Annotated in this window: 27 protein-coding genes and 2 pseudogenes; 21 read left to right on the plus strand and 8 right to left on the minus strand. The window is 70.9% G+C overall.

Going from position 1 to position 23,337, the window contains the following annotated elements:
• Positions 1-121: 121 nt before the first annotated feature.
• The 4 genes from HS045_RS29930 to HS045_RS29945 all read right to left on the minus strand — a co-directional run bounded on the left by HS045_RS29930 (position 122) and on the right by HS045_RS29945 (position 2,741).
• Positions 122-877 (minus strand): SAM-dependent methyltransferase, encoded by a 756-nt coding sequence (locus HS045_RS29930; RefSeq protein ID WP_196454964.1) that lies wholly within the window; start codon positions 875-877, stop codon positions 122-124.
• Between the two features lie 414 nt (positions 878-1,291).
• Entirely contained in the window at positions 1,292-1,486 is a 195-nt protein-coding gene (locus HS045_RS29935) for a hypothetical protein (protein WP_196454965.1), read from the minus strand.
• Between the two features lie 29 nt (positions 1,487-1,515).
• Positions 1,516-1,842: a hypothetical protein gene (locus tag HS045_RS29940; RefSeq protein WP_196454966.1), complete on the minus strand. Its 327-nt coding sequence runs from the start codon at positions 1,840-1,842 to the stop codon at positions 1,516-1,518.
• A 50-nt stretch (positions 1,843-1,892) separates the two neighbouring features.
• Positions 1,893-2,741 (minus strand): SAM-dependent methyltransferase, encoded by an 849-nt coding sequence (locus HS045_RS29945; protein ID WP_196454967.1) that lies wholly within the window; start codon positions 2,739-2,741, stop codon positions 1,893-1,895.
• Positions 2,742-3,186: 445 nt separating this feature from the next.
• On the opposite strand from HS045_RS29945, the gene HS045_RS29950 reads away from it, so the two are divergent.
• The 12 genes and pseudogenes from HS045_RS29950 to HS045_RS29995 all read left to right on the plus strand — a co-directional run bounded on the left by HS045_RS29950 (position 3,187) and on the right by HS045_RS29995 (position 14,959).
• Entirely contained in the window at positions 3,187-4,539 is a 1,353-nt protein-coding gene (locus HS045_RS29950; protein WP_196454968.1) for a hypothetical protein, read from the plus strand.
• Between the two features lie 31 nt (positions 4,540-4,570).
• The gene (locus tag HS045_RS29955) at positions 4,571-5,143 is read left to right on the plus strand and encodes a GNAT family N-acetyltransferase (RefSeq protein ID WP_196454969.1); all 573 of its coding nucleotides are present in this window, start codon (positions 4,571-4,573) and stop codon (positions 5,141-5,143) included.
• A 111-nt stretch (positions 5,144-5,254) separates the two neighbouring features.
• Complete coding sequence (locus HS045_RS29960; protein WP_196454970.1) at positions 5,255-5,725, plus strand: pyridoxamine 5'-phosphate oxidase family protein; 471 nt, start codon at positions 5,255-5,257, stop codon at positions 5,723-5,725.
• An 18-nt stretch (positions 5,726-5,743) separates the two neighbouring features.
• Positions 5,744-6,646, plus strand: a complete 903-nt coding sequence (locus HS045_RS29965) for a hypothetical protein (RefSeq protein WP_196454971.1) — start codon at positions 5,744-5,746, stop codon at positions 6,644-6,646.
• Between the two features lie 190 nt (positions 6,647-6,836).
• Positions 6,837-7,364: pseudogene (locus HS045_RS36460) on the plus strand (methyltransferase domain-containing protein); the annotation flags it as partial.
• Between the two features lie 64 nt (positions 7,365-7,428).
• Positions 7,429-7,575 carry a hypothetical protein gene (locus HS045_RS36465; RefSeq protein WP_374191427.1) on the plus strand — a complete coding sequence of 49 codons (147 nt, stop codon included), beginning with the start codon at positions 7,429-7,431 and terminating at the stop codon, positions 7,573-7,575.
• 158 nt (positions 7,576-7,733) lie between these two features.
• Positions 7,734-8,738 (plus strand): annotated as a pseudogene (locus tag HS045_RS36470) (alanine racemase); the annotation flags it as partial.
• A 439-nt stretch (positions 8,739-9,177) separates the two neighbouring features.
• The gene (locus tag HS045_RS36295) at positions 9,178-11,094 is read left to right on the plus strand and encodes an ABC transporter ATP-binding protein (RefSeq protein WP_196454973.1); all 1,917 of its coding nucleotides are present in this window, start codon (positions 9,178-9,180) and stop codon (positions 11,092-11,094) included.
• Positions 11,091-11,786 (plus strand): bifunctional 2-polyprenyl-6-hydroxyphenol methylase/3-demethylubiquinol 3-O-methyltransferase UbiG, encoded by a 696-nt coding sequence (locus HS045_RS29980; RefSeq protein WP_196454974.1) that lies wholly within the window; start codon positions 11,091-11,093, stop codon positions 11,784-11,786. The genes HS045_RS36295 and HS045_RS29980 overlap by 4 nt, the downstream gene beginning before the upstream one ends.
• 136 nt (positions 11,787-11,922) lie before the next feature.
• The gene (locus tag HS045_RS29985; protein ID WP_196454975.1) at positions 11,923-13,197 is read left to right on the plus strand and encodes an MFS transporter; all 1,275 of its coding nucleotides are present in this window, start codon (positions 11,923-11,925) and stop codon (positions 13,195-13,197) included.
• Between the two features lie 152 nt (positions 13,198-13,349).
• Positions 13,350-13,805 carry a hypothetical protein gene (locus HS045_RS29990; RefSeq protein WP_196454976.1) on the plus strand — a complete coding sequence of 152 codons (456 nt, stop codon included), beginning with the start codon at positions 13,350-13,352 and terminating at the stop codon, positions 13,803-13,805.
• 125 nt (positions 13,806-13,930) lie between these two features.
• Positions 13,931-14,959: a hypothetical protein gene (locus HS045_RS29995; protein WP_196454977.1), complete on the plus strand. Its 1,029-nt coding sequence runs from the start codon at positions 13,931-13,933 to the stop codon at positions 14,957-14,959.
• A 107-nt stretch (positions 14,960-15,066) separates the two neighbouring features.
• Here the strand turns inward: HS045_RS29995 and HS045_RS30000 are convergent, their stop codons facing one another.
• Together HS045_RS30000 and HS045_RS30005 are read right to left on the minus strand one after the other, a co-directional pair.
• On the minus strand, positions 15,067-15,813 hold the full coding sequence (locus HS045_RS30000; protein WP_196454978.1) for a restriction endonuclease: 747 nt from the start codon (positions 15,811-15,813) through the stop codon (positions 15,067-15,069).
• Positions 15,814-15,830: 17 nt separating this feature from the next.
• Complete coding sequence (locus HS045_RS30005; RefSeq protein WP_196454979.1) at positions 15,831-16,085, minus strand: hypothetical protein; 255 nt, start codon at positions 16,083-16,085, stop codon at positions 15,831-15,833.
• 459 nt (positions 16,086-16,544) lie between these two features.
• Between HS045_RS30005 and HS045_RS30010 the strand changes: the two genes are divergently transcribed.
• From HS045_RS30010 to HS045_RS30020, 3 genes are all read left to right on the plus strand, one after another.
• Positions 16,545-16,913, plus strand: coding sequence for an NUDIX domain-containing protein (locus tag HS045_RS30010; protein WP_196454980.1), 369 nt, complete (start codon positions 16,545-16,547; stop codon positions 16,911-16,913).
• Between the two features lie 358 nt (positions 16,914-17,271).
• The gene (locus HS045_RS30015) at positions 17,272-17,706 is read left to right on the plus strand and encodes an NUDIX domain-containing protein (RefSeq protein ID WP_196454981.1); all 435 of its coding nucleotides are present in this window, start codon (positions 17,272-17,274) and stop codon (positions 17,704-17,706) included.
• A gap of 210 nt (positions 17,707-17,916) precedes the next feature.
• Positions 17,917-18,057, plus strand: coding sequence for a hypothetical protein (locus HS045_RS30020; RefSeq protein WP_196454982.1), 141 nt, complete (start codon positions 17,917-17,919; stop codon positions 18,055-18,057).
• A gap of 136 nt (positions 18,058-18,193) precedes the next feature.
• Here the strand turns inward: HS045_RS30020 and HS045_RS30025 are convergent, their stop codons facing one another.
• On the minus strand, positions 18,194-18,649 hold the full coding sequence (locus HS045_RS30025) for a lamin tail domain-containing protein (protein ID WP_307827798.1): 456 nt from the start codon (positions 18,647-18,649) through the stop codon (positions 18,194-18,196).
• A 358-nt stretch (positions 18,650-19,007) separates the two neighbouring features.
• Positions 19,008-19,634, minus strand: a complete 627-nt coding sequence (locus HS045_RS30030; RefSeq protein ID WP_196454984.1) for an HNH endonuclease family protein — start codon at positions 19,632-19,634, stop codon at positions 19,008-19,010.
• Between the two features lie 284 nt (positions 19,635-19,918).
• Between HS045_RS30030 and HS045_RS30035 the strand changes: the two genes are divergently transcribed.
• The 6 genes from HS045_RS30035 to HS045_RS30060 all read left to right on the plus strand — a co-directional run bounded on the left by HS045_RS30035 (position 19,919) and on the right by HS045_RS30060 (position 23,310).
• On the plus strand, positions 19,919-20,095 hold the full coding sequence (locus HS045_RS30035; RefSeq protein ID WP_196454985.1) for a hypothetical protein: 177 nt from the start codon (positions 19,919-19,921) through the stop codon (positions 20,093-20,095).
• Positions 20,096-20,381: 286 nt separating this feature from the next.
• Positions 20,382-20,774, plus strand: coding sequence for a hypothetical protein (locus HS045_RS30040; protein ID WP_196454986.1), 393 nt, complete (start codon positions 20,382-20,384; stop codon positions 20,772-20,774).
• 129 nt (positions 20,775-20,903) lie between these two features.
• Positions 20,904-21,065, plus strand: coding sequence for a hypothetical protein (locus HS045_RS30045; protein WP_196454987.1), 162 nt, complete (start codon positions 20,904-20,906; stop codon positions 21,063-21,065).
• A gap of 36 nt (positions 21,066-21,101) precedes the next feature.
• A complete protein-coding gene (locus tag HS045_RS30050) occupies positions 21,102-21,638 on the plus strand; it encodes a hypothetical protein (RefSeq protein WP_196454988.1) in 537 nt (178 codons plus the stop codon).
• Between the two features lie 95 nt (positions 21,639-21,733).
• Positions 21,734-22,090: a hypothetical protein gene (locus tag HS045_RS30055; RefSeq protein ID WP_196454989.1), complete on the plus strand. Its 357-nt coding sequence runs from the start codon at positions 21,734-21,736 to the stop codon at positions 22,088-22,090.
• Between the two features lie 131 nt (positions 22,091-22,221).
• Positions 22,222-23,310, plus strand: coding sequence for a WD40 repeat domain-containing protein (locus HS045_RS30060; RefSeq protein WP_196454990.1), 1,089 nt, complete (start codon positions 22,222-22,224; stop codon positions 23,308-23,310).
• Positions 23,311-23,337: the final 27 nt, after the last annotated feature.

Below are 23,337 nucleotides of genomic sequence, written 5' to 3' on the forward strand. Positions count from 1 at the left end.
GCGGATGGAGTACGCCGGAGCACCGCTGGCACCGCATCGCGCGGGCCCCGGCACCCCGCCGGGGCACCGCGCGAGCTTGTGGAGGCCTCCGCGGCCCTGGAGGGCGGCCGGCGGAGGCGGGTCATGACCGCTCCAGGCGGCCGATGCCGCCGATGATGCGGGACGCATCGCTGGCGGTCAGGCGCGCGGGCACGGTGCCGGGCCGCCAGCGGCGGGTGTCGAACAGGCCCGGCTCCAGCAGCGTCCATCCCTCCAGCAGCGCCCGAAGATGCGACAGGCCGTCCGCGGTGGGCGCGCGGCGGCCGGGAAGGGAGATGACCGAGGAGGCGACCGGCTCGACGGTCCGCGCACCGGGTGCGTGCAGCCGCGTGGCCACCAGGTAGCTGCCGGGCGCGAGCCGTTCGCGCAGCACCGCGCTGATCTCCTGCGGATGGCGCTCCTGCGGCAGCGCGTCGTTCACCACGACCGCGATCGGCCGCCGCCGATCCAGCAGGGTCCGCACCCCGGCGTGGTCCAGCATCGCGTGCGGGTCGCTCAGCCGGCCTTCCAGCAGCAGCGCATACGACACCTGCGCCGGGTCCAGGCGGCCGCGGCCCTTGCTCAGAACCACCGGGTCGTCGTCGAGGTAGGCCACCCGGGCGGCGGGCCGGCGGCGCTGCACGGCCTCGTGCACGCCCCCGCTGGCCAGCAGGCCGGAGGGCACCTGCAGGAACTGCTCGACGCCGAGTCCGGCCAGGTGGACGGCGGCGGCCATCAGGAATCGCTTGTTGGCGGCCACCAGCGTGGCCAGCCGGGAGACCGGCCGAAGGCGCTGCCCATCGGTGGAATGGACGGCGCCGCGCGGCGGGGTGGGTGCAGGCGCCTCACCGCTGATCATCGTTCTCCTTCGTCAAGTGGAGCGGACCGGCCGATCCCCGTGGGAAGCGACCGGCCGGTCCGCGGCGCACGCCCGGGAGAGCCGGTAAGCCGAGCGTGCGGGCAGGGGTGGCGCGACGGCCGCACCAGGCGCCATGCGGCTGCCTACCGTCGCGCTGCTCTCGTGCCGCCGCTTGCCGGGCGGGCCGGCGTGCGAGGCAGGCCCGGGGGCAGCGGGCTCCTCAGCGGGAGGCGCTGGTGCGGGAAGCGCGGGGCGGGCCGGAGCGCGACGGGCACCCGGCGGGCGTGCGGTCATCGCGCACCGGTTCAGGGTGCCGGGAGCGGTCGAGCAGGGCCGCCGCGTATCGCGCCGCGGCCTGGCGGGCCCGGGCGGGCAGGAGGCGGCCGAGGAAGGACCGGCGCGTGAGGGGCGCTGTCACAGCGCCGGGTCGTCGCGGTGCTTGGCCTGGACCCGTCTGACGGTGTCGCTGATCCGGATGAGCGCCGCCTCGGTCGCATCAGCGACCGGGGATCCGTCCGGCCACCGCCGCGGGCGCTCGGGCGCGGGAGCGGTCTCAGCGGCCGGGGCGGACCGTGCCGCCGGGAGCGGGCCGGTGGAACACGTGCTCATGTCGTCTCCTTGCGAGGAGGAAAACCGGGTCAGGGAAGCGTGCAGGCTGCGGCAGCCGTGAGGGTGCGCCTCGTGCGGGGCGGCAGGCCGGTGGCCAGCGCGTTCAGACGGGCCAGGCACAGCCGGGTCATCTGCTCGCAGATCCGCTGGGCGGCGCCGTTGACATCACCCGCCGGCCAGTAGGTGATCGGCTCGTGCCCGGGCCGGTGGCCGGCCGAGTGGCCGATGGGCCACCGGTAGCGCGTGCCGTCCGGGTCGGTGAAGACCACCAGCAGGTCGTTGATCAGCAGGCGGGGCAGCAGGTCGCCCTCGAGGAGGTACGCGCTCAGGTGGTGGGAGCGCAACGCGATGCGCAAGCGCCGGAGCGCGGCCACGGTAGGCGCGGGGCATGGTCCGGCGGGGGGCGTCACGGCCGGTCGCCTTTCAGCCAGCCGAGTCCTCCGATGAAGTGGCCTCCTTCGGGGGCCTGCGCGTCATCGGCGAACTCCGGCCGCCACAGCTGGACCGGAGCGATGTCGTCTTGGAGCTGGAAGCCGTTGAACAAGTCCCTGACCTGCTGCGGGGAGCGCAGGTGCAACTGCAGGTTCGCCCGCTGGTATTCGGCCAGCGCCGTCTTCACGTCCTGAGGGCTCATCGTCCCGGGCGTGGCGTGGCTGATCGCCAGGTAGCTGCCGCGCGGCAGCCATTCCCGCAGCGCGGTGACGATCTGCTTCGGCTGGGTGGAAGGCATGAAGTGGAACAGGGCCACCGCGGTCACGGCGATCGGCCGGCTCCTGTCCAGCGCGGCCAGCTCGGGCCGGGCGAGCAGGTCGGTGATCTCGCGGACGTCGGCCTCGACGAACCGCACCAGCCCGTCGGGGTGCCTGGCCAGCAGCGCCCGGGCATGGACGGCGGCCATCTGATCGATGTCGATGTAGACGATCCGGGCGTCGGGGGCCACCCGGTGCACGACCTCATGGACGTTGTCCTGCGTGGGCAGGCCGGAGCCGAGGTCGACGAACTGGCGGACACCGGCCAGGGCGAGGTCGTGGACAACGCGCTGCAGGAACATTCGGTTGTAGAGGGCATGCCGTTGCAGGCCAGGGACGAGCTGGGTCAGCCGGGCCGCCGCGGTCCGGTCGACGGCGAAGTTGTTCTTGCCGCCCAGCAGGAAGTCGTAGACGCGGGCGACGTTCGGGATGCTCGGGTCGTAGGGCATGAGAGGGGGGTGGTCGATCGCGGCGGGTGCTGCCGGGGTGGACTCGCCGGTGCTCATCTGGGAAACCTTCGGGCCGGGTCGGGCAGAGGGTGGGCCGGAGCCCCGGGAGATCTTCCGCGGCCGGCCTGTGCTGCGAGGGGCCGGCGAGGCGTGATCCCGGGACTCCGGACGGGAGGGCTGTCAGCGGCGGACCGGTGAACGGGGTGGGCTACCGGCCGGTGCTGTCAGCGGAGAATGGTGGTGCTTCTTTCCGGATGGTCAGCATGTAAGGGGAGAAACTCCTCATTGACACATGTCGGGGATGAAGTCGCTTAACAAGGCCCTTAAGTCAAGCGGTTCGATGACAGGCCTTTCCAGGTCGTTGCGCGGCCGAAAAGCGGACGCCCACCGGCCATTGACCGGTCATCTTCCGGCCGTTTTCCGATTTCGCATCAGCCGACCCTGGACATCGCCACCCGCTCCATTACGGTGAAACAGCAGATCCCATGGCCAGGAGGACCGCATGGACGAGAGCCGGCCCGCAGACCGGCCTTTGATGCGCGTGCGCCAGGCGGCCAACCTCACCCAGGAAGAAGCCGCCGAGCAGCTCAGCGCGCTGTCGTGGAAGATGCTCCAAAAGCATGAGATCACCCAGCCCGCGACGGTGAGCCCGCGGCAGTACCGGCGCTGGGAGAGCCCGGATCCGCCATGGCCGCACACCGATCACCGCCGTGTGCTGGAGCGGTTTTTCGGCCGTAGCGTCCACGACCTAGGCTTTCGACCGAAACAGGGGTTATCGTCTGCTCGCAGAGCCACGTGCGACGAAACGCAGGACGAACCGGTGAACAGCATGGGCGTACCTGATCGACGGCAGGTCATCGCCGGGGCCGCCGCGCTGGGTATGGGAGCGGTCGGGGCCCTGCCGTGGATGGCGCCGGCGTTCGCCTCCTCCCACGACAAGCACGGCCCGCGGGTCGGCAGCGAAGAGGTGGCGCTCTTGCAGGCCACCGCGCTGGACCTGGACATCATCGACCAGCGGTTCGGCGGTGACCGGCTGTGGCGTTCGGCCCGGGTGCAACTGCTGCTCGTGCAGCACCTGATCGAGCAGGGCACCTACAGCGATTCCATCGGCCACCAGTTGCACGGGATCGCGGGGCAGTTGACAACGTCCATCGGCTGGTTCTGCTACGACGCCGGCCAGCAAACCGAAGCGCGCGCGCATTTCTCCGAAGCGCTCAACACCGCCATGCTCAACGGCGACGATGTCCTCGCCGCGCGCACATTGGCCAACATGGCCCGCCAGGCAGTGGACCTCGGCAGACCACGGGAAGCCGTCCGGTTTGCTCAGCTGGCGCGTGGCCACGCAAGCCAATGGGATGCGCCGCCTCGCGTATGGGCGCTGCTGGCGATCCGGGAAGCGCACGGCCATGCCGTAGCCGGGGACGTCCGCGCGTTCGAGGCAGCGCTCTCCCAGGCGTGGGCGGCTTTCGACCATGGCGTCACCGATCGGGATCCGGAGTGGACCGCGTTCCTCAACGAGGCGGAACTGCGCTGCCTGGAGGGCATCTGCCGTGCCGATCTGGGCCAGCACGGCCGTTCGGTTGTGCTGTTGGAGCGGGCGGCCGAGCTGCAGCCGGTGGAGTACTCCCGTAACCGGGGCATGTCCCTGGCCCGGCTGGCGGGCGCCGCCTTGGACGGGGGTGACCTGGATCGCTGCGTCGCCGCGACCCGGGAGTCACTGGCGCTGGCCGAGGACGGGATCTCCTCCACCCGCATCCATCAGCGGCTGCGGTTGGTTCGCCAAGGTCTCGCCGCCCACCAGACGAGCCCCCCCGTACGCGAGATCACTGATCAACTCGCCCGCTACAGTGCCTGAAGCCTGGAGCCGAGGAAAGGGCGATCCCCCTATGACGCAGATTCAGTTCCGCCGACACGATGCCCACGCCGCCAAGGAGTTCATCGACGAACTCGTCGACATCTACGCTGAGGTCTACAGCGTCCCCCCGTACGGAGGGGATCCGTTCTTCTCCGCTGCGACCTACTCTGACCGGCTCCGTGAGTCGCTGGAACTGCCGGGTTTCGAGTGCGTCACCGCGCGCCGCGGTGAGGAGCTCCTCGGATGCGTTCACGGCTCGACCCTGACCCCTGAGCGGGCCTGGTGGGCGGCCGTCCTGGACGCCCAGCCGCTCACGGCGCGTGCTGCGGCCGCGTCCGGGGACATCTTCTGGCTGCGGGAGCTGATGGTCCGGCACGCCCACGCCGGGCAAGGCCTCGGACGCCGCTTGCACGATGAGATCCTCGCCGGCAGGACCGAGTCGTGGACGGCGCTGACGTGCATCATCGGCAACGAACCTGCGCACAGTGCCTACCTACGCTGGGGATACGTGGTCTTGGGTGAGATCAAGCACGCTCCGGAGTCGCCGCGCTACAGCGTCATGCTCCGCGAACCAGTTGCTTCTCCGGGCAGCGATGGTTCCTGAAAGGGACGGCAGAGCGGGGGACGTAGCGGCTCGGCTTCACCGGTACGGTGCGCTCCCCACCCCGGATGCGATCGCACCTGCGGCCTCCTCCCGTCTCCGGGAGCTGAACCGATGACCACCCCGCGGGCCCTGCTGGAGGACTACGTCACCGGCGGGACGCTGATGCAGCTGGCGACATTGGGCGCTGACGGGGCCCCGCTGGCGTGCAGCCTCTGGTACCATCCGCACTTCGCCCCTGACATGCTGCGGTGGATCTCCCGCCATGACCGCGCCCACAGCCGCAACCTGGCCGCCGACTCGCGCGTTGCCGGAGCCATCGTCGCCATCGACCTGGACGGGCTCGGGCAGACGGTGCGAGGCGTGTCGTTCACCGGCCGGGCGCGTGAGCTTCCCGCGGTCGGCATCGAGGAGCAGATCAGCGCGTTCATCGCCCGCTGGCCGGCTGCGGCGGGCGCACTGGACCCGGCCAGGCTCGCAGCCCGCCAGAGTCCGACCCGCCTGTATGAGGTGACGATCACCGGGTGGGTGCTGTTCGACGAGGAGAACTTCCCTGATCAGCCGCGCCAGGAAATCCCCCTCTGACCTTTCGAAGGAGAGACCTTGGGCATCGTCATCGAACACGCGTTCACCCCCAAAGGTGCCGGTGACGGCGAAGACCGGCTCCTGGTCGTCGAAGACCGGGACGGCGTCCACACCATCGCGGTCATCGACGGCGTCACCGACAAGTCGGGGCGCAGCTACGACGGGATGACCGGAGGAGCCCAGGCCGCGGAATGCGTCGCGGCGACTCTGGAGCGGCTCGGCCCCGGCGGGGCTCCCGCCGGGGCCGTGGCGGCGGTCACCTCGGACCTGGTGCGGCTGCGCCGTAGGTGGGGGGTCGCCGATGACGACCCCGTGGCGCCGGCGGCTGTGACGGCGGTCCTGTGGCCCCGGCACAACCTGGCTTGGCGGGTCGGTGACGTTCACGTGGCCGTGAAACGCTCCGGCGGCTGGGAGCACCACCCCGGCGATTCCCCGCTGGATCGGGTGATGGCCGGCGTGCGGGCGGCGTACCTGCAGTGCCTGCTGGCCGAAGGGCACTCCCCCGCCGAGCTGGCCGCGCACGATCCCGGACGGCACATGCTGCTGCCGCTGCTGACGAAGCAGAGCCGGCTGGCGCTGCGCGAGGGCCCCTACGGGTACGGAGTCCTGGACGGCCGACCGGTACCGGACGCCTTCATCGAGACGTTCTCCTTGGAGGAGGTCACCGAGGTCGTCTTGGCCTCCGACGGCTACCTGTCGGCCGCCCCGGACCTGGCCGCCGCCGAACACCAGCTCGCCCAGTCCCTGGCCGCGGACCCGCTGCGGATCGGTGATCACCCCTCGACCAAGCCGGTCGCACCCGGCGCGTCCAGTTTCGATGACCGCACGTATGTCCGGGTCGCCCTTCACGGGCTCGCCGTCCCGGCCGCGCGGCTACCGATCGTCACCGGCGCTGATGAACCCGTAGCGGAGATGACCTGACCTGCCCAGACGGCGACCCCCAGATGGAGGAGGAAACCCTGTGGTGTGGCAGCAGCATGCCGAACGTCTGGCAGTGAAGATCGTGCCCACCGGATCCCGGTGGCACGAGCCCCTCGCCACCGTGGCGCGCCACCGGTTCATCCCGCGCTGGTGGGCCACCCCCGGCGGAGCCGCCTGGGGCCGCTGGCAGGTGCGCGTCGGCGCTGACGATGAAGCGGCATGGCTGGCCGCGGCCTACCGCAACGCCTCCCTCGTCACCCAGGTCAACCGCCGCCACGCCGACCACGCCCCACCCGGCACGATCACGGCAGGGACACCGACGTCGTCGTCGGCGATGCCGAGCCTGGCGGTGCGGATGCTGCGCCACGGCCAGGTCTACCCGGGTGACGACCTGCTGCTGGTCGCCACCGGTTCCGGCTACAGCACCGCCCTGGCGGCCCGGCTGCTGGGCGACACTCGCGTCACCAGCAGCGACGTCGACCCCTACCTGACCGATGCCGCCACCGAGCGCCTGGCCGCGATCGGCCTGCACGTCCAGATGCTGTGCGCTGACGGCACCGGCCCGCTGCCTGGCACCTACGACCGGATCGTCTCCATGACCGCGGTCCGGCCGATCCCGCCGAGCTGGCTGGCCGCGCTGCGGCCCGGCGGCCGGCTCGTCACTGTCATCTCCGGCACCAACCTGCTGCTGACAGCGACCGCGACCGGCGACGGCAGCGCCGAAGGGAAGGCAGACCGCGGCGATCGAGCGGTCCCTGGTGCGGCTGCCGACCCCGCAGGAGGTGGAGGCACTGGAGATCAGCTCCGAGCGCACCGTCGTCGACATCCACCGTGTCGGCCGTACCGGCGCCGGGCGGGTCGTGGAAGTCACCGTCACGGTGACGCCTGCTCACTACCTCGTCATCGAATCCACGCTTGCCCTGACCTGAGCCGCCCCCGTCGATCGGCCGGGCCTGCCCCGGGCCCGGCCGCACCCCCGAGAACCGGAGACGCCATGACCTCTGTCATGACCGACGCCATGACCGCCAAGGCGTGCGAGCTCGCGGCCGCCGGGCAACTGCCCGCCTTCGTCTACGACCTGAACGCGCTGGACGCCCACGTCGCGGCGATCCGCGAAGCGCTGGGCGACATCGAATTCCACTACGCGGTCAAGGCCAACCCCGACCCCGAGTTGCTGCGCGTGCTGGCCCGCTACGTCGACGGCTTCGAGGTCGCCTCCGGCGGCGAGCTCGCGCACGTGCAGGCGCTGTTCCCCGACATACCGATCGCGCTGGGCGGTCCAGGCAAGACCGACGCCGAACTCACCTCCGACGTCTACCGCCTGCACGTGGAAAGCCCCGGCGAGATGCGGCGCCTGCTGGCCTCCGGCCGCACGGCCGATGTCCTGCTGCGGGTCAACCTGGACATCCCCATCACCGGGGCGGCACTGGCCATGGGCGGCGGCGCCACCCCGTTCGGCATGGACCCCGACGGCGTCACCGAATGCCTGGCCCTGGTGCAGGGCCAAGACCGGGTGCGGGTCCACGGCATCCACGCCCACCTGGCCAGCGGCCTGCACGCCGAGCAGCTCCTGCAGCTGGCCTCCGCCGTTGTGGACTATGCCCGCGGCCTGGGCCTGAGCGAGATCAACCTGGGCGGCGGCATGGCCGTCTCCTACGCCGACCCCGAGGCCCGCTTCGACTGGGTCGCCTACGGCCAGGGCCTGGCCAAGCTCCGCCGCGATGGGGAGACCCTGCGCATCGAGCCGGGCCGCTCGGTGACGGTGTACTGCGGCCGCTACGCCACCCGCGTCATCGACGTTAAGCGCGTACACGGGCAGCTGTTCGCCGTGCTGGCCGGCGGCACCCACCACATCCGCACCCCCGCCACCAAGGGCCACGACCAGCCGGTCGTGCCGGGCACGCCCGGAGAACCGATCACCCTCGTCGGCCAGCTGTGCACCCCCAAGGACCAGCTGTCGGCCAAGGTACCGATCGCGCTGGAGCCGGGCGACGTGGTGGAGTTCGCCATGGTCGGCGCCTACGCCTGGAACATCTCCCACCACGACTTCCTCATGCACCCGCACCCGACGTTCGCCTACGTCGGCCGGTAACGATCCCGAATGGTGCGTGGTCTGCGCCTGTCGCAGGCCACGCACCATTCCCCACCTCGGGAAAAGACTGCGGCCCCGTCCCGTCCGGCTGCTGCGGCCTTCCCGACCAGCGCGTGATCATCCATCGCTGCTTGAGGGAGAGACATCAGTGTCGTGGTCCCAGCAAGCCCAGCAGGTTCGCCGCACCTGGCCGACGATCGGCCACATCCCCTCCCACGGGGTCCATGACCGGACCACCGCAGACGGGGCCACCTGCCGATCCCGGCAAAGAGACAAGCTCCGGCACGGCCGCATCGACTGAGCCCGCCAGCGGCACCCGGACGGGTGCTGCGGCGGACCCTGGCTGTGCTCACCTGGATGAAAGAGCGGCGGCCAGCGTGGCATAACGCGCCTGCCTGCTCGGGCAGGCGTCTTCCGGCCTCTGGATGAGGAGTCGCCCGTGGCTGACCAGACCGCCGACACCGACGCCGCCCCCCGACCGCACAGCGAAGAGCTGGAGTTCGTCTACAACGGCGGCGACAGCGCCGAGCTGGCCCGGCACCTGACCTGGCGCAGCTTGATCAGCCGCCTGCCCAAACTGGTGCGCCGCTCCTTCGTCCTGGCCTGGGCGGTGGACCGGCGCTCGACGATCGCCCTGCTGGCCTGCCAGGTGATCTCCGGTCTGCTGGAGGCACTCGGCCTGTTCGCCACCACTGCGGCGCTCAGCGCGCTGATCCAGTCCGCCAGCGATCCCGCGCACCTGACCGCGGCCCTGCCGTCCGTGCTGATGCTGGCCGCAACAGCCGGGCTGCGCGCGATCCTGGGCATCGCGATTCAAGGGTTGTCGAACCGGCTGGGGCTGCGGATCGCCCGGGAGGCCGAATACCGCATGCTCCATGCGGCCGCCGGCGCGGAGATGGCCGCCTACGACCACCCCGGATTCGATGACCGCTACGACAAGGCCGACCGGGGCGTCGAGGTCAGCCGGGACATGATCGGCGAGTCGCAGAACCTGGTCTCCTCGGCGGCCACGCTGATCGCCGCGGCCGTGGTCGTCGGTGCGCTGGCGCCGGTCCTGCTGCCGCTGCTGGTGCTGACCGCCCTGCCGCAGGCGCTGGCGTCCGTCGCGGGTGAGCGCGTCACCTACCTGGCGACGCTGCGCACGTTCCGCGATCAGCGGATGCTGAACATGCTGCGCTGGTACCTGTCCCACAAGGACCAGGCCGACCAGATCCGCACCGACACCCTGGCCTCCTACCTGCTGGACAAGTACCGGGCCAGCGGCGTCCGGGTGGACCGCACCGTCGACGAGACCACCTGGCAGCACGCCAAGATCAGCCTGGTGGGCTCGGCCGCCAGCGGCCTGGCCGCCGCCCTGATGTGGGCCGGGGTGATGGTGCTGCTGGGCACCGGGCACATCGGCGCGGCCGCCGCCGGCACGCTGGTGTTCGCGCTGCGCTCGGCCTCCGGCGGCCTGCACGGCATCGTCGGCTACGGCGCCGACCTGATGCGCACCGGCCGCTACATGGACGACTGGGAGTCCTTCATCGACGAGGCCGCCGGGCAGCGCCTGGACCGCGGTGCCCTCACCCCGGACCGGCCCCGGCACGTGGCCCTGCACCAGGTCACCTACCGCTACCCCGAAGCCGAGTCCGACACCCTGCGCGAGGTGGACTTCGAGGTCCGCCAAGGGGAGATCGTCGCCGTGGTGGGCGAGAACGGCTCCGGCAAGACCACCCTGATGAAGCTTTTGTGCGGCCTCAACCTGCCCACGGCCGGGGTGGTCACCTGGGACGGGATCAGCACCCGGGATCTGGACCCGTACGCGCTGTGGAAGGAGTGCGCGGTCGTGCCGCAGGAGTTCGCCCGCTGGCCGATGACCGCCCGGGAGAACATCACCCTCGGCCAGCCCCAACCGGACGGGGACGCGGCCGTGCACCGCGCGGCGGCCGCCAGCGGCGCCGACGCGGTGATCACGGTGCTGCGCAGCGGCCTGGGCACGCTGCTGGCGCGGGAATGGTGGAACGGCCAGGCCCTGTCCTCGGGCCAGTGGCAGCGCATCGCGGTCGCCCGCGCGATCCATCGCGACGCCGGTCTGCTGGTGATGGACGAGCCGACCTCCGACCTGGACGCGCGCGCCGAGCACCTGATCTTCACCGGGCTGCGCGCGCTCGCAAACGACCGGGCGGTCGTGCTGGTCACCCACAACCTGGCCAACACCGCGGTCGCCGACCGGATCGTCGTCATGGAGGGCGGGCGCGTCATCGCGCAGGGGACGTTCACCGAGCTGACGGCCCGGCCGGGGCTGTTTCGCGACCTGTGGCTCCTGCAGCAAGATCGCATAACGCCCGCGGCTCAGGAGGACGCGGCGCGATGACCGAAGTCCAGAGGGCCAACGGCCGAGCGTGGGACCGCTACGGCAACCACCACCTGGCCAGGAAGACGGCCGTACCGATCCCGGAGACCATCGCCTGGGGCTTCGGCAACCCCGGGCCCGGCACCGCGGTACTCGGGCCGCTGACCGGCCGCCGGGTACTGGAGCTGGGCTGCGGCACCGGCCGCTACGCCGCCCACCTCGCCCGCGACCATCACGCCCGCGTCACCGGCGTCGAGAACTCGCCGTCGCAGTACGAGCGCGCCGTCGCCGTCTACGGCGCTCTGCCCGGATTGACGCTGGTGCACGCCGACGCCGTCGACTACCTGCGCAGCGCCGAGCAGTTCGACGTGATCATCAGCGTGCACGGAGCGCTCTGCTTCACCTCACCGGACCTGCTGCTCCCGGGCCTCTTCGCGGCGCTGCGGCCCGGCGGCCTACTGGTGGCCTCCGTGCTGCACACCAACGACCTCGGCGAAGGCCCGGCAGGGACGGTCGAACCGTCACCGCAGCGGCTGCGGCTCGGGGATGGCGAACCGGAGACGGTGTACCGGTGGGTGCTCGCACCCCAGCTGTGGCGGCGCCTGCTCGCCGAGCACGGCTTCACCGGCATCGTCATCGACCGCCTCGACAGCCAGACCGACGGTGACCCGACCTCCTGCTGTCTGATCCGCGCCACCCGGGAGCCGCGATGACCGCACCCACCACCGCCACGGCCGCGGCGGACCACCGGCCGGTGCGGTCGCCGCACGGCCCCGCTGAGTCGGCTCCGGCCCTCGTAGCCCGCCGCCGCGGTACGGCGGGCCGTTCACTCCGGCCGTGGAGGAGAGCGTGATCCCCCGGCGTCTGGCCGGTTCGGTGGAGCTGCTGCGCACCAACGCGCCCTACCGCCGCTACGCCGCGGCCCGCCTGTCGTCGACCTTGGGCACGACGGTCGCCCCGCTCGGGCTGGCCTTCGCGGTGATCGCCGGAGGGGGCGGCGCCGGAGCGCTCAGCGGTGTCCTGCTGGCCGACCTCCTGGCGTTCCTCGCGGTGACACCGGTCGCCGGGGTGCTGGCCGACCGGCTGCCCCGCAAGAAGATCATCATCGCCGCGCAGGTCACCAACGCCTGCCTGCAGACGGCGGCGGCGGTGCTGGTGGCCACCGGGACCGCCACGGTGGCGGCGCTGGCCGGACTGGGAGTGATCGCGGGCGCCACCGCGGCCTGCTTCCAGCCGGCGATGAAGAGCGTACTGGCCGCCCTGGTGGCCCCCGAGGCGCTGGTCGAGGCGAACGCCCTGATCCAGATCGGCAGCAACCTGGTCGCCATCGGCGGGCCCGCCCTGGCCGGGCTCGTGATCGCGGTCGGCGGGGCGCACTGGGTGCTGGCCTGGGACGCCTTCACGTATGCCGTCGCCGCCGTGGTGTTTCGCACGCTACGGCTTCCTCCCGCAGACCGTGCACGGCGGCGGCCGCGGTTCTGGACGGACCTGACCGAGGGCTGGACGGCGTTCACCGGCCGCCGCTGGCTGTGGGTGCTCACCATGTTGAGCATGGTCACCTCGGCGTGCTGGGCCGCCTTGACGGTGCTGGGGCCGATCTACACCGTGCGGTATCTGGACGGCGCCATCAGCTGGGGGCTGATCAACTCCTCGATCGGGATCGGACTGATCACCGGCTCGGTGACCGCGCTGCTGCTGCGCCCGGCCCGGGTCGGCGTCGTCGTCTGCGCGGCCGCGATCCCCGAAGGGCTGCTGCTGGTGAGTCTGGCCGCCGGGGCGCCGTTGCCGGTGATCGCGGCGGCCGCCGGTGCGACCGGCGCCGCCGGGACGATTCAGCTCGTGACCTGGACGAGTTTCCTCCAGCGGACGATCCCTGACGTTCAGCTGAGCCGGATCCTCGCCACCACGTCGGCGCTCGGCACCCTGCTCACGCCGGTCGCCTACGCCCTCGCCGGCCCGTTGTCGGAGCTGGCCGGGGTGCGGCCGGTGCTGTGGGGCTGCGCCGCCCTGGCCCTGAGCGGGGCCGCCGTCGCCGCCTGCGTCCGCGACGTGCGGCACACGCCCCCCGGCTCCGGCCCGGCCTCGACCGCGTCCCCGCGCTCCCGCCCGGTTCCCCTCGATTAAGAGTTGATCATGCCAGGTACCTCGACCGCGACCATGATGAGCCAGAACGTCCAGTACGGGGCGTCGGCGGACGGCCGCTGGGCCCATCCGCGACGGTCGTCGAGGTACGGCCCGCCTACGGTGGTGACGACCCGCCGTACATGCTCTTTCCCATGGAGGCTGACGATGCGCTGCACCGGCTCTTCCCCACAGCAGAGGCCGCGCTGGCCGCGGTGTGCAACCCGCCCGCCCGGTGCCCGGCCCGGAGGGGGATCCGGCCCGGCCGGGCCTTCGCCGACGACGTGGCGGTGATCGACGAGTACAACCAGATCCACCTGGCGCACCTGCGCGCCGAGGCCGCCCGCGAGCACGCGGCCGAAGGACACGACGGCCTCGGTGCGTTCGACGGTGACGTGCGCCACGCCGCCGCCCGGGAACTGGAAGCGGCGCGCGCCCGGGTGGTCCGGCTGGAGATGCTGCTCGGCCTGCACCTGCGGGCGATCCGTGACGCCGACCCCGGCAGCGGGGCCCCGGCCGAGCTCGCCCGCCGGGTCGGCGTCCGCGAGACGGCGGTACGCGACGCGCTGGCCGCCGATGCCCAGTGGCGCATGCCCGCCACAGGCATCTGAAAGGTCTCCGGCGCCGCCCCCGCGGTGTCGGTGGCACCCCGGTTTCCCATGGTGATCGCACCGCTCTGGCGTCGCCCTGACCCCCCGGGAGTACGGTGAAGGCACGACGGCACCCGGGAGGGCCAGTGGATCGCCGGAGCTTCCTGATCACCTCATCGGCCGTGCTGGCCGCGCCGCTGGCGCAGTGGACCGGCGCCCCCGCCGCCGCCGCGATTGCCGGGCGGCGCGTCGGCCGTGATGCCGCCGACTTGTTCGACCTGCGGCTGAAGGCGCTGCGCCACCTGGACGACCAGGTGGGGGCGGGGGAGACCTACCAGGCCGCGACCACCGAACTACAGATGATCACCCAGGTTCTGGACGAGGGCTCCTACGCCGAACCGATCGGCCGCCGCCTGTTCGCCGCCGCCGCCGAGGTCTCCCGGCTGGCGGGCTGGTGCGCACACGACCTGGGACGCACCGCCGCCGCCGAGCGCCACTTCCGCACCGCGCTGCGCGCGGCGGCCGACGCGGATGATGCCACCACCAGCGCGATCGTGCTGGCGTTCTGGGCGAACCTGCGCTACGTCCACGATGATCCGGGCGGCGCCCTGAACCTGATCGACAGGGCGCTCGCCACCCGGCGGCGCATCACCTCGCCCCGCGCGCTGGCGCTGCTGCACGTCCGCCAGGCCCGCGCGCGCTCCGTCGCCAGGCAGCCCTCCGCCGCCTACCGGGCGATCGAGGACGCCGTGGACGCCTACGACCGGGCCGGGCCCGCCGCCGAAGACCGGCCCGGCCTGTCCTGGGTGAGCGCCGGGGAGATCCACCAGTCCGCCGGCAATGCCGCGCTGACCCTCGGCGACCCGCGCCGCGCCCTAACGCAGTTCGACGCCGCCCTGTCACACCATGATCCTTACGATGAGAACCGGGAAACGCGCGGCGTCATGATCTACCTGGCCCGCCGGGCGCAGGCGCATCTGGCCTCCGGCGACCTCGACGCCGCCGTGGACGCCGCCTCACGGGTCCTGACGATGGCCAATGGGGTGGCCTCGGCCCGTGCCGCCGACAGCCTGAGCGGGCTGCGGGCGGATCTCACCGCCTACCGGCATGTGGCGATGGTCCGGGACTTCCTGGAACTGATCAACCGGCGGAATCGGCCCGATCGGCGCCGATGAGACTTTCCTCGATACTTGTCCCTTTTCGAGGAAGGCGGACCGTGATCATGACTGGGGTTCGGCTGCGCTGTATCAACGCTTTCTGCATCGCCCGCTGACGGTGATGTTCACTCCGGAAAGGACGCCGCGGGAACGTCATGGCCAGGGGAAGCGGCCGGATACCACAGGCGGCGGCGCAGCCGCCGCCTGTGGTATCCGGGCCAGGTCGTCCGCAGCAGCCGGTGAACGCTCGTTTCGCCGCCTGCCCAGCGGCTGAGCTCGTCCCGGCCGATCAGTCCGATTCCCCACATCGCGGCGCGCTGACGGGCCCCGCGGGTGAAGGAGCCGTTGGTGACGACCACGGCGAGATCGGCGCCGTGGGCGGGGCGGGCGGTCCCGTTGACCTCGTGGATCACCCGGGCTCCCACCTTGCCGCCGACGGTGGTGTGCTTGCACTGCACGACGATGACGTTCGCGGTGCGGGCGGTGCGGTCCTTGCCGATGACGTCGGCCGCCATGTCGTTCTTCCCGCCGATGCGCCGGGCGTCAATGCCGTCGCGGATCATGAGATCGCGGACGGCGTACTCGAATGCCGTATGACCCATGAGATCGATTTCCGGAAGCGTCAACCGCAGACCCGCCAGCCGGGCCGCGCGGCGGCGTGCCGCGACGATGTTCCACCGCCATCCCAGCGTGAGGAGCGCACCGGAGAACACCGCTGCCGGAATGCCGATATACCAGTGCCCGAAAATCAGCTCGGCGGCGGTGCGGACGATTACGATCACCGCGTAAACCGCGGCGAGGGCGACAAGGGCGGCGGCGATCGTCTCGGTCCGGCCGACGGGCATGCGCGGCCGGGGCAGGCGCGCCAGCACCTCCCGGCGCCGGCGCCTCACGGCGCCTCGACCGGCTCGGGCGGCTCCTCATCGGAGGATACGGGCCGGTCAGCGACCGGGTCGTCGGCCGGTACGGCCGATTCCGATACCTGAGGCGGCTGGTGAACCGGCCCGGGGCCATCGGGTGCCTCAAACCACAGCACGGCCAGGACCGCGACGACGGCCGCGACGACCCAGCCGGAGGTCTGCTTGGCTTTCGGGCTGCGCTTGTTCACCCAATGACCTCGCCGGTAATACCTGCCATTGGACATGAACGCTCCTTCCGTAACGGAATTCTTCTGCGCCCCCGGTGGATAACAGAGATATAAGCACGCCGCTCCGATAAAAGAACCCCCAATCTTCAATCGGCGGCTTTGAGGGCGTGCAGAAAATCGTTCCCGTCGGGTAAGAGAAGTGTTTCCGGGCGGGGCATCGCCACGGGGGGCGGAACGTGCGGCAGGCCGGTCGCCTATTCAGGCCGACCGGTTCGCAACACCTCGCCCGCAGGCACCTGTGGGGAACCCGTGGCTGCCGCCGATCACGGACGCCACTTACACCTGGATTTGACCGGCATCCTCCTGCCTGCTCGCGGGTCCGCGGACCCGCGGGCAGGCAGGTGCCGGTGCGGGGCGGCTGAGGAGGCCCTCCGCACCGCTGGTCACGGCGGGGCGTCGAACAGCGCATCGGCCATCGCCTCACATCCGGGCCGCAGTACTGAGACGATCGGCTGCATGCCCGCGCCGACCTTGTGCCAGGCCGCCCGCGTCATCGTCCTCGACGAGCACGACCGCGTCCTGCTGCTGCGCTACGACGAGCACAGCGGATTCTTCTTCTGGCCCACTCCCGGTGGTTCCCTGGAACCCGGTGAGGACCACACCGGTGCCGCCGTGCGGGAGATGCGCGAGGAACTCGGTGTCGGCGACGTCGCCCTCGGCCCGCAGCTCGCCGTCCGCAGCAGCGACCACCTGGTCGGCGGTCACTCGGTGCGCCAGGTCGAGCGGTACTACCTCGCCCGGATACCCGCCGACAAGGTCCGGCCCGGCGCGGCGACCCAGCCGGATGAGATCCGGACTGGCGCTGGTGGACGCTGGCCGAGCTGACCTCCAGTGATCAGACCGTCTATCCGGCTGGCCTCGCCGCTCTCATGGCCGGGTATCTCACCAATGGTGCCCCGGCCCGCCCGGTCGAGCTCACCGGCTGAAACGACCGGCCACCGGCGACGTTCCGCCGCGGCACGCGCCGTACCATCGTCCGGTCACGGAGACGGAGAGGACGCACCGCTTGCAGGGCGGCAGGCGTGTGGTGTGCCGGAGCTGCCCACCACCCAGGGTGTCAGCAGGTCGTGTAGCCGTACCGGGTGCCGCGGTAGGAGCAGGAGTCGATGAGGGCACCGCCGCTCGACCGTCCGATCCGTGATGACTGCCATCCCGTTCCCGGCGAATAACAAGGAGGGTTTCCATGCCCGAGAAGGTCACCAAGGACAAGGCGCTGTGCTACATCGTGCGCGACGGTCGGCTGCTGGTGTTCCGCCACACCGACTACAGCTACGAGGAGGTCGGCATCCAGGTTCCGGCCGGCAGCATCCGCGCGGGCGAGACGCCCGAGGCGGCGGCTCTGCGTGAGGCTGGCGAGGAGACCGGTCTGAAGGACTTCACGATCGTGCGGAAGCTCGGCGAGGCCACCTACGACATGAGCCCGTACCGATTCGAGATCCAGCGCCGTCACGTCTTCCGCTTGGAGGTGACCGAGCCCACCGCGGAGCGGTGGGCCAGCCAGGAGGACCACGACGGCGAGCAGGAGCCCACGCACTTCGAGTGTTTCTGGATCCCGCTGGAGGCCGCCCATATCCTGCAGTCCGGCCAGGGAGCCCTACTGGGGCGCCTGTACGACTGACCCTGGTCCGGTCGCGGTCATGCCAGGGGCGCCGATGCAACGCAGCACCCGACCGCACAACCAGATCACTCAGTCGTACTGCGGCCTCGATCGTGAGGACACCGGTATCGCCGTATCGGTGATCTTGAAGATACGTGATGAGACCTGCGACATCGGCTGCCTTCGTCAGGTGTCGGTCCCGTTCGGCGGCAGGTCAGGGAAGTCCAGTGGGTGCCGATCGACGACCGGCACGCCTGTCCGGAGGGAGCCTACGACCTGGGCCTGGAACGCTTCCTCGGCAAACTCAGGGCCTACCTCGACGGGGAGGAAGAGCACCGCGCCACGGGCGGCCAGCAGCCGGCAGGCACGTGAGGCGTTCTCGCGGTATGGCGAACTCCTCCCCACGCGTGCCAGCTAGCGCGCAGATCGCCGGCCACCGCAGGACGCAGGTTCGCTCGGGAACAGGTCGGCGCAGAGGGTTCGTCCCTCTGCGCTGACCGCCTGCCGGTCAGCGGCAGTTCGTGTAGTCGTAGCGGGTGCTGTTGTAGGAGCAGGAGTCGATCAGCTTGCCGCTGGCGTTGCGCAGGGATGCGGTGTCGGTGTCGTTGTTCCAGACGTAGGCTCGCCGGTTCCAGAACACCGAGCTGGTGCCGTCGTCGCCCTGGCCGGTGCGCAGGGTCAGCGTCTTGCCGGGCTTCAGCACGATGGGCCCGAAGGTGTAGCGGTACGCCGCCTTGTCGCGGATCGTCCAGCCCTCCAGGTCGATCGTCCGCCGCGTGATGTTCTTGATCGTGACGTACTCGGCGTTGAGGCTGCTGTTGGAACGCCGGTCGGCGCCGGGGCTGTCGTAGTACACCTTGACGATCTCCACGGCAGGCGCCGCGGCGGAGGCGGGCAGCGCGGCGACCGGAACGGCCAGGAGCGAGCCGGCCAGGACGGCGGAGACGGCATGACGGCGAAGCACGGGCGACTCCCGAGACGAGGAGGACGGACGGGAAACAGGACGCCGGACGGGACAGCCTGGTTGGCGGGTGGTCCGCATCCGGTCATGCCGACGAGCAGTGCGGGAACCGGCACGGTCGGTGGAGCGGCCGGTTCGGACGCGGCAGCGGGAACATCCGCCGCCGGTCGATGGTTGTGTTCTTTCGTGGCCGGTGTGCTCGGTGTCCCCGGGCCTCACCTAATTTGCCTTCGCGGACGACCGTTCGGCTGGAGCCGCGTTGTGCCTTTCGCCGAGAGGCGACCCCGCGCACCGGTACACGCATATGTCGGCGGCCCCGCCAGGAAGCATCTCCTGGCGGGGCCGCCGACGTGTACGGGGGTCAGCAGGTGGCGAGCATGTTCTGCAGGGCGGTCTTCTCACTGCTCTGCAGGGTCAGGCCCCAGTGGTACTTGATCTGGATCCACGCCCGCGCGTACAGGCACCGGTTTTGCGGCGGCTGCCAGGCGGCCGGGTCCTTGTCCCCCTTGCTCTGATTCAAGTTGTCCGTCATCGCCCACAGCTCGGGGCCCCCGAGGTCGTTGGCGAACGACTGTCTCTTGCTCGTGGTCCAGGCATGCGCGCCGGAACGCCACGCCTCCGCCAGCGGCACGATGTGGTCGATGTCGACGTCGGAGGCAGCCGCCCAGGTGGCGCCGTCGAACGGCGAGTACCACCTCCCTGAGGTCGCGGCGCAGCTGGAGTTGACGACGACGTTCGTCCCGTCCCTCTTGAGGACCTGCTCGCGGGTGTTACAGGAGCCGCTGATGGTGATCCAGTGAGGGAACAGGTCCCGGTCGTAGGAACCGGCGTTGGATTCGGCCTTGACGGTCAGCGCCGCCAGCCGGGTGGCGGCGGTGCTCGCGGTGGGGATGTTCGGCGGGGTGGCCGACGCCGCGGTCGTAGTCAGGGGGATGGTGAGGGCCAGGGCGCTCAGGCAGGCACCGGCGGCGGTGACGACTCGTCGCATGGCGAGTGTCCCTTTCTGGCCCCGCACTTCGGCCAGGACGAGGGGAGGGTCCTGGTCAGGGGGCGAAGCGAGGGGACGCTCGCATCATCCCAGGCCCACCGGGTGTCGCCAAGGCGAGGTGTTACAAGCGGATGCGCCGGTATTGGGCGCAGTCTGCCGCTGATCCACCAGGCAGCGCTACTGCCCACGGAATCGTCCTCTTCTCGGGATGCGCGTGAGGCGAACCGTGCGGCGAGCCTCGGATGAGCTGGGAACAGGGCAGCAGGAGCGGGTAGGGCGGAGGCATGGGCAAGAACACGCGATGGGACAAGGAAGCCGCCATCCGGGTGCGGTCCGCGACGGTCAAGAACCCCGACGCCCCCAGCGCCCGCGACCGGCTGGACCGCGAAGCGCGGTCACGGGCCGACCGGTATACGAGCCAGCGCCAGGAGGACGAGGACAACCGGCCGCCCTGGCGGTGATCTTCCGGTCAGTTCATGGCCAGCGCGGTGGTGCACGCCCCGCCCCGAACCGGCCACTGCCGTCGGGGAACGGGCCGGGCTCGTTCTACAACCGGCAGTTCGACCAGGGCCGGTAGAGCGGGAAGACGAGGCGGACACAAGATCGGCCCGGTGATGTGCCCTGCGGCAGGAGACAGCGTGGACGAAGAACGCCAGCTTGAGAACGTCTTGGCATGGCCACGGACACTGGCGGGGTATCTGCTGGTTTTCCCGCCGCGGCGTCGGTGACGGTCTCTACTGTTGCCCCATGGCCTTTGACGACCTGCTCGGAATGCTTCGGACCTTGATGTGGGTTGAGTATTCGTCCGGAATGCACCTCTCGCAGTCGAGTACTCCTGGAAGGTTCAGCGCTCTCGTGCGGGATGATGACAACACGCTTGTCGAACATGCCAAGCTCTTACCGGCTGAAGCCGCGATCAAGGTAGGCGCAGCCGTATGCGTCTCGGCGGGCGTCGTGGTGGGCGTCGTCGCGTCGAAGGCCGCGCCGCACGTCAAGAGCAGGTTCAACGACCTCAAGTCGAGGGTGAACCGCAAGTCGGAGGACACCGTCGAGGCCGCCGCTCGAGAGACCATCCCGGAGCAGTCCGACATGGGGATTGAGGAACCTCGAGGTGAAAGTCAGCGCTTGTACGGTGCGTGACGTCCACAACCGGCTCCGGTGAGACGGCGTACTCCCGCCGGTTTCTGGATCACCGGCCCCGCACAGCACGGACGACGTCGGCCACGGCAGGCCGCGTGTCGGCCCGTCGGGTGCCGCTGGTGTCACGGGTTGCCAAGCTCGAAGGGCACGGCCTTCAAGCCGTCACCGGACGGCGAGATCACCCGAACAGACGCAAAGGTCTACCCGGTCAGCTACAGGACCAACACGATCTTCAGGTGCCGCACCGACGTGATCAAGACCTCCGCCATCGCCGGCTGGACGCGGCTGTGACGGAACTGTCGCCGCGCACCGTTAGAGTCGCCCGGCGTGACACGACGATCTCGGATGCTGTGGGCCGCCGCCCTGCTGTGGGCGACGGTTCCGGCCGCCTACCTGGCCTGGCTGGAGCTGCAGGAACTGCTGACCCCGCCGGCTCTCCCGGCTCCCCTGGGGGAGTACGACGGGAACATCTACGGGATGGTCCAGTTCTTCTCCGGCGGCTTCCGCCTGAAAGCGTTCGTGCTGATCCGCCAGGTGCAGTTCACCGGGATCCTCGGTGTCGCGCCGTACGTGCTGCTCGGGCTCGGGATGTGCCTGCTCGGCGCCCGGCTGGGCCGGCCGCGGACCGGCCGGGTCGCCGCCGGACTCCTCGCGGCCGCGCTGGTCCCGATGTACAGCCTGCATCTCGTGCTCTTCCTGGTGGAGGGGTCGGCGGAGTTCATGGACGGGGGCCCGCAGTGGCCCGTCTTCTCTGCGGTCGGCGGGGACCTCTACCAGCTCGCCGCGGTGGTCCTGATGGTGCTCGCGCTCCGTTCCGGCCGTCCCGAGCAGCGGGAAGCCTTGCACCTGCCGGAGAGGTCCTGATCATAGGCTCGATCACATCGCTGCCGACGCGCCCTGATCGGGCCGATGCGATCGGCTGCGCGGCGGCCGTCCCTGAAGGGCTGCTGCTGATCACCATGGCCGCTGACGCGCCGCTGCTGCTGGTTCTTCCGGCCGTCACGATGACCGGAGCGGCCGGCACATCAAGCTTGATCACCTGGATGAGTTTCCTCCAGCGGAGGATTCCCGACGTTCAACTCAGTCGCGTCCTCGCCACCACGACGGCGCTCGACACGCTGCTCACGCCGGTCCGCTACGCCCTCGCCGACCCGTTGTCGGACCTGGCCGGGGTGCGGCCGACGCTGTGGGGCTGCGCCGCCCTGGCCCTGAGCGGGGCCGCCGTCGCCTGCGTCCGTGACGTGCGGCACGCGATCCCCGGCTACGGCCCGGCCTTGGCCACATCCTCATACTCCTGTCCAGTTCCCCTCGATTAAGGGATGATCCTGTCGGGTGCCGCGACCGTGACCGTGATGAGCCAGAACGCGCGATACGGGGTGGCGGCGTCAGGGCGCCGGGAGCAGCTCCCCGCGACCATCCGGGCAGCCGACGCTGAAGGAGGAGACGGTTGCGCGAACCAGGTGGACGCAGCACCCTTGTCCTGACCCTCGCCGCGGTGACGGCCTGCGTGGCGATGGTGGTCGTCGTGCTCGTCATGCGCGCGGCGAACGCCCCCTCCGATGCGGGCTCCCTGCCCGGACCGGCGACCGACACGACCTCGCCGGACGCACCGTTGACCGGCCACCGTACCCTGGTCTCCTCGGTGGCGATCGGACGGCTGGACAACCGCCCCATCGCGGTCTCCGGCAGTTGGGACGGCACGATCCGGCTCTGGGATCTGGCCACCCGCGAGCAGCTCGGCGAACTGCCCCCCGGCGGGGATCGGCCCGTGCCGATCATGACGGTGACAGCCGGGCAGCTGAACGGCCGACCCATCGCGGTCTCCGGAGACTCAAGAGGCATGGTCCGGGTATGGGACCTGGCCACCCGCAAGCAGCTCGGCCGGCCGCTGGACGGCTACACCGCGATCTACTCGGTGGCGCTGGGCAAGCTGGACGGGCGAGCCGTCGTCGTCGCCGGCAGCGACAACGGCACGGTCTGGGTGTGGGATCCGGTCACCGGCGAACAACGGGGCGAACCGTTCACCGGCCACCGCCAAGCGGTGACCTCGGTGGCGTTGAGCCGGTTGAACGGCAGGCCCGTCGCCGTCTCGGCCAGCTGGGACACCACCGTCCGGGTGTGGGACCTGGCCACCCGCGAACAACTCGGGCGGCCGTTCACCGGCCATCGCAACCTCGTGCCCTCCGTGGCGGTCGGAGCGCTGAACGGCCGGCCCATCGCGGTGTCGGGTGACACCGGCAACCAGATCCGGGTGTGGGACCTGGCCACCCGCAAGCAGCTCGGCCGCCCGTTCACCCACGGCAACATCGTCTCCTCGGTGGCGATCGGCACACTGGGCGGCCGGCCTGTCGCCGTCTCCGGCGGTTATGACGCCACCGTGCGGGTGTGGGACCTGACCACGCACGAGCAGCTCAGCGAACTTCCGCTCGGCGGTCTCATCCAGGTCATGTCCGTGGCCGCCGGGCAGGTGAACGGCCGGCTCGTCGCCGTCTCAGCCAATGCCGACGCCACACTCCGGATGTGGGACCTGCGGTAACCCCGCTCGACGAAGCGGAACCACCGT

The sequence above is a fragment of the Planomonospora sp. ID82291 genome, assembly GCF_015711645.1.
Taxonomy (GTDB): Bacteria; Actinomycetota; Actinomycetes; order Streptosporangiales; family Streptosporangiaceae; genus Planomonospora.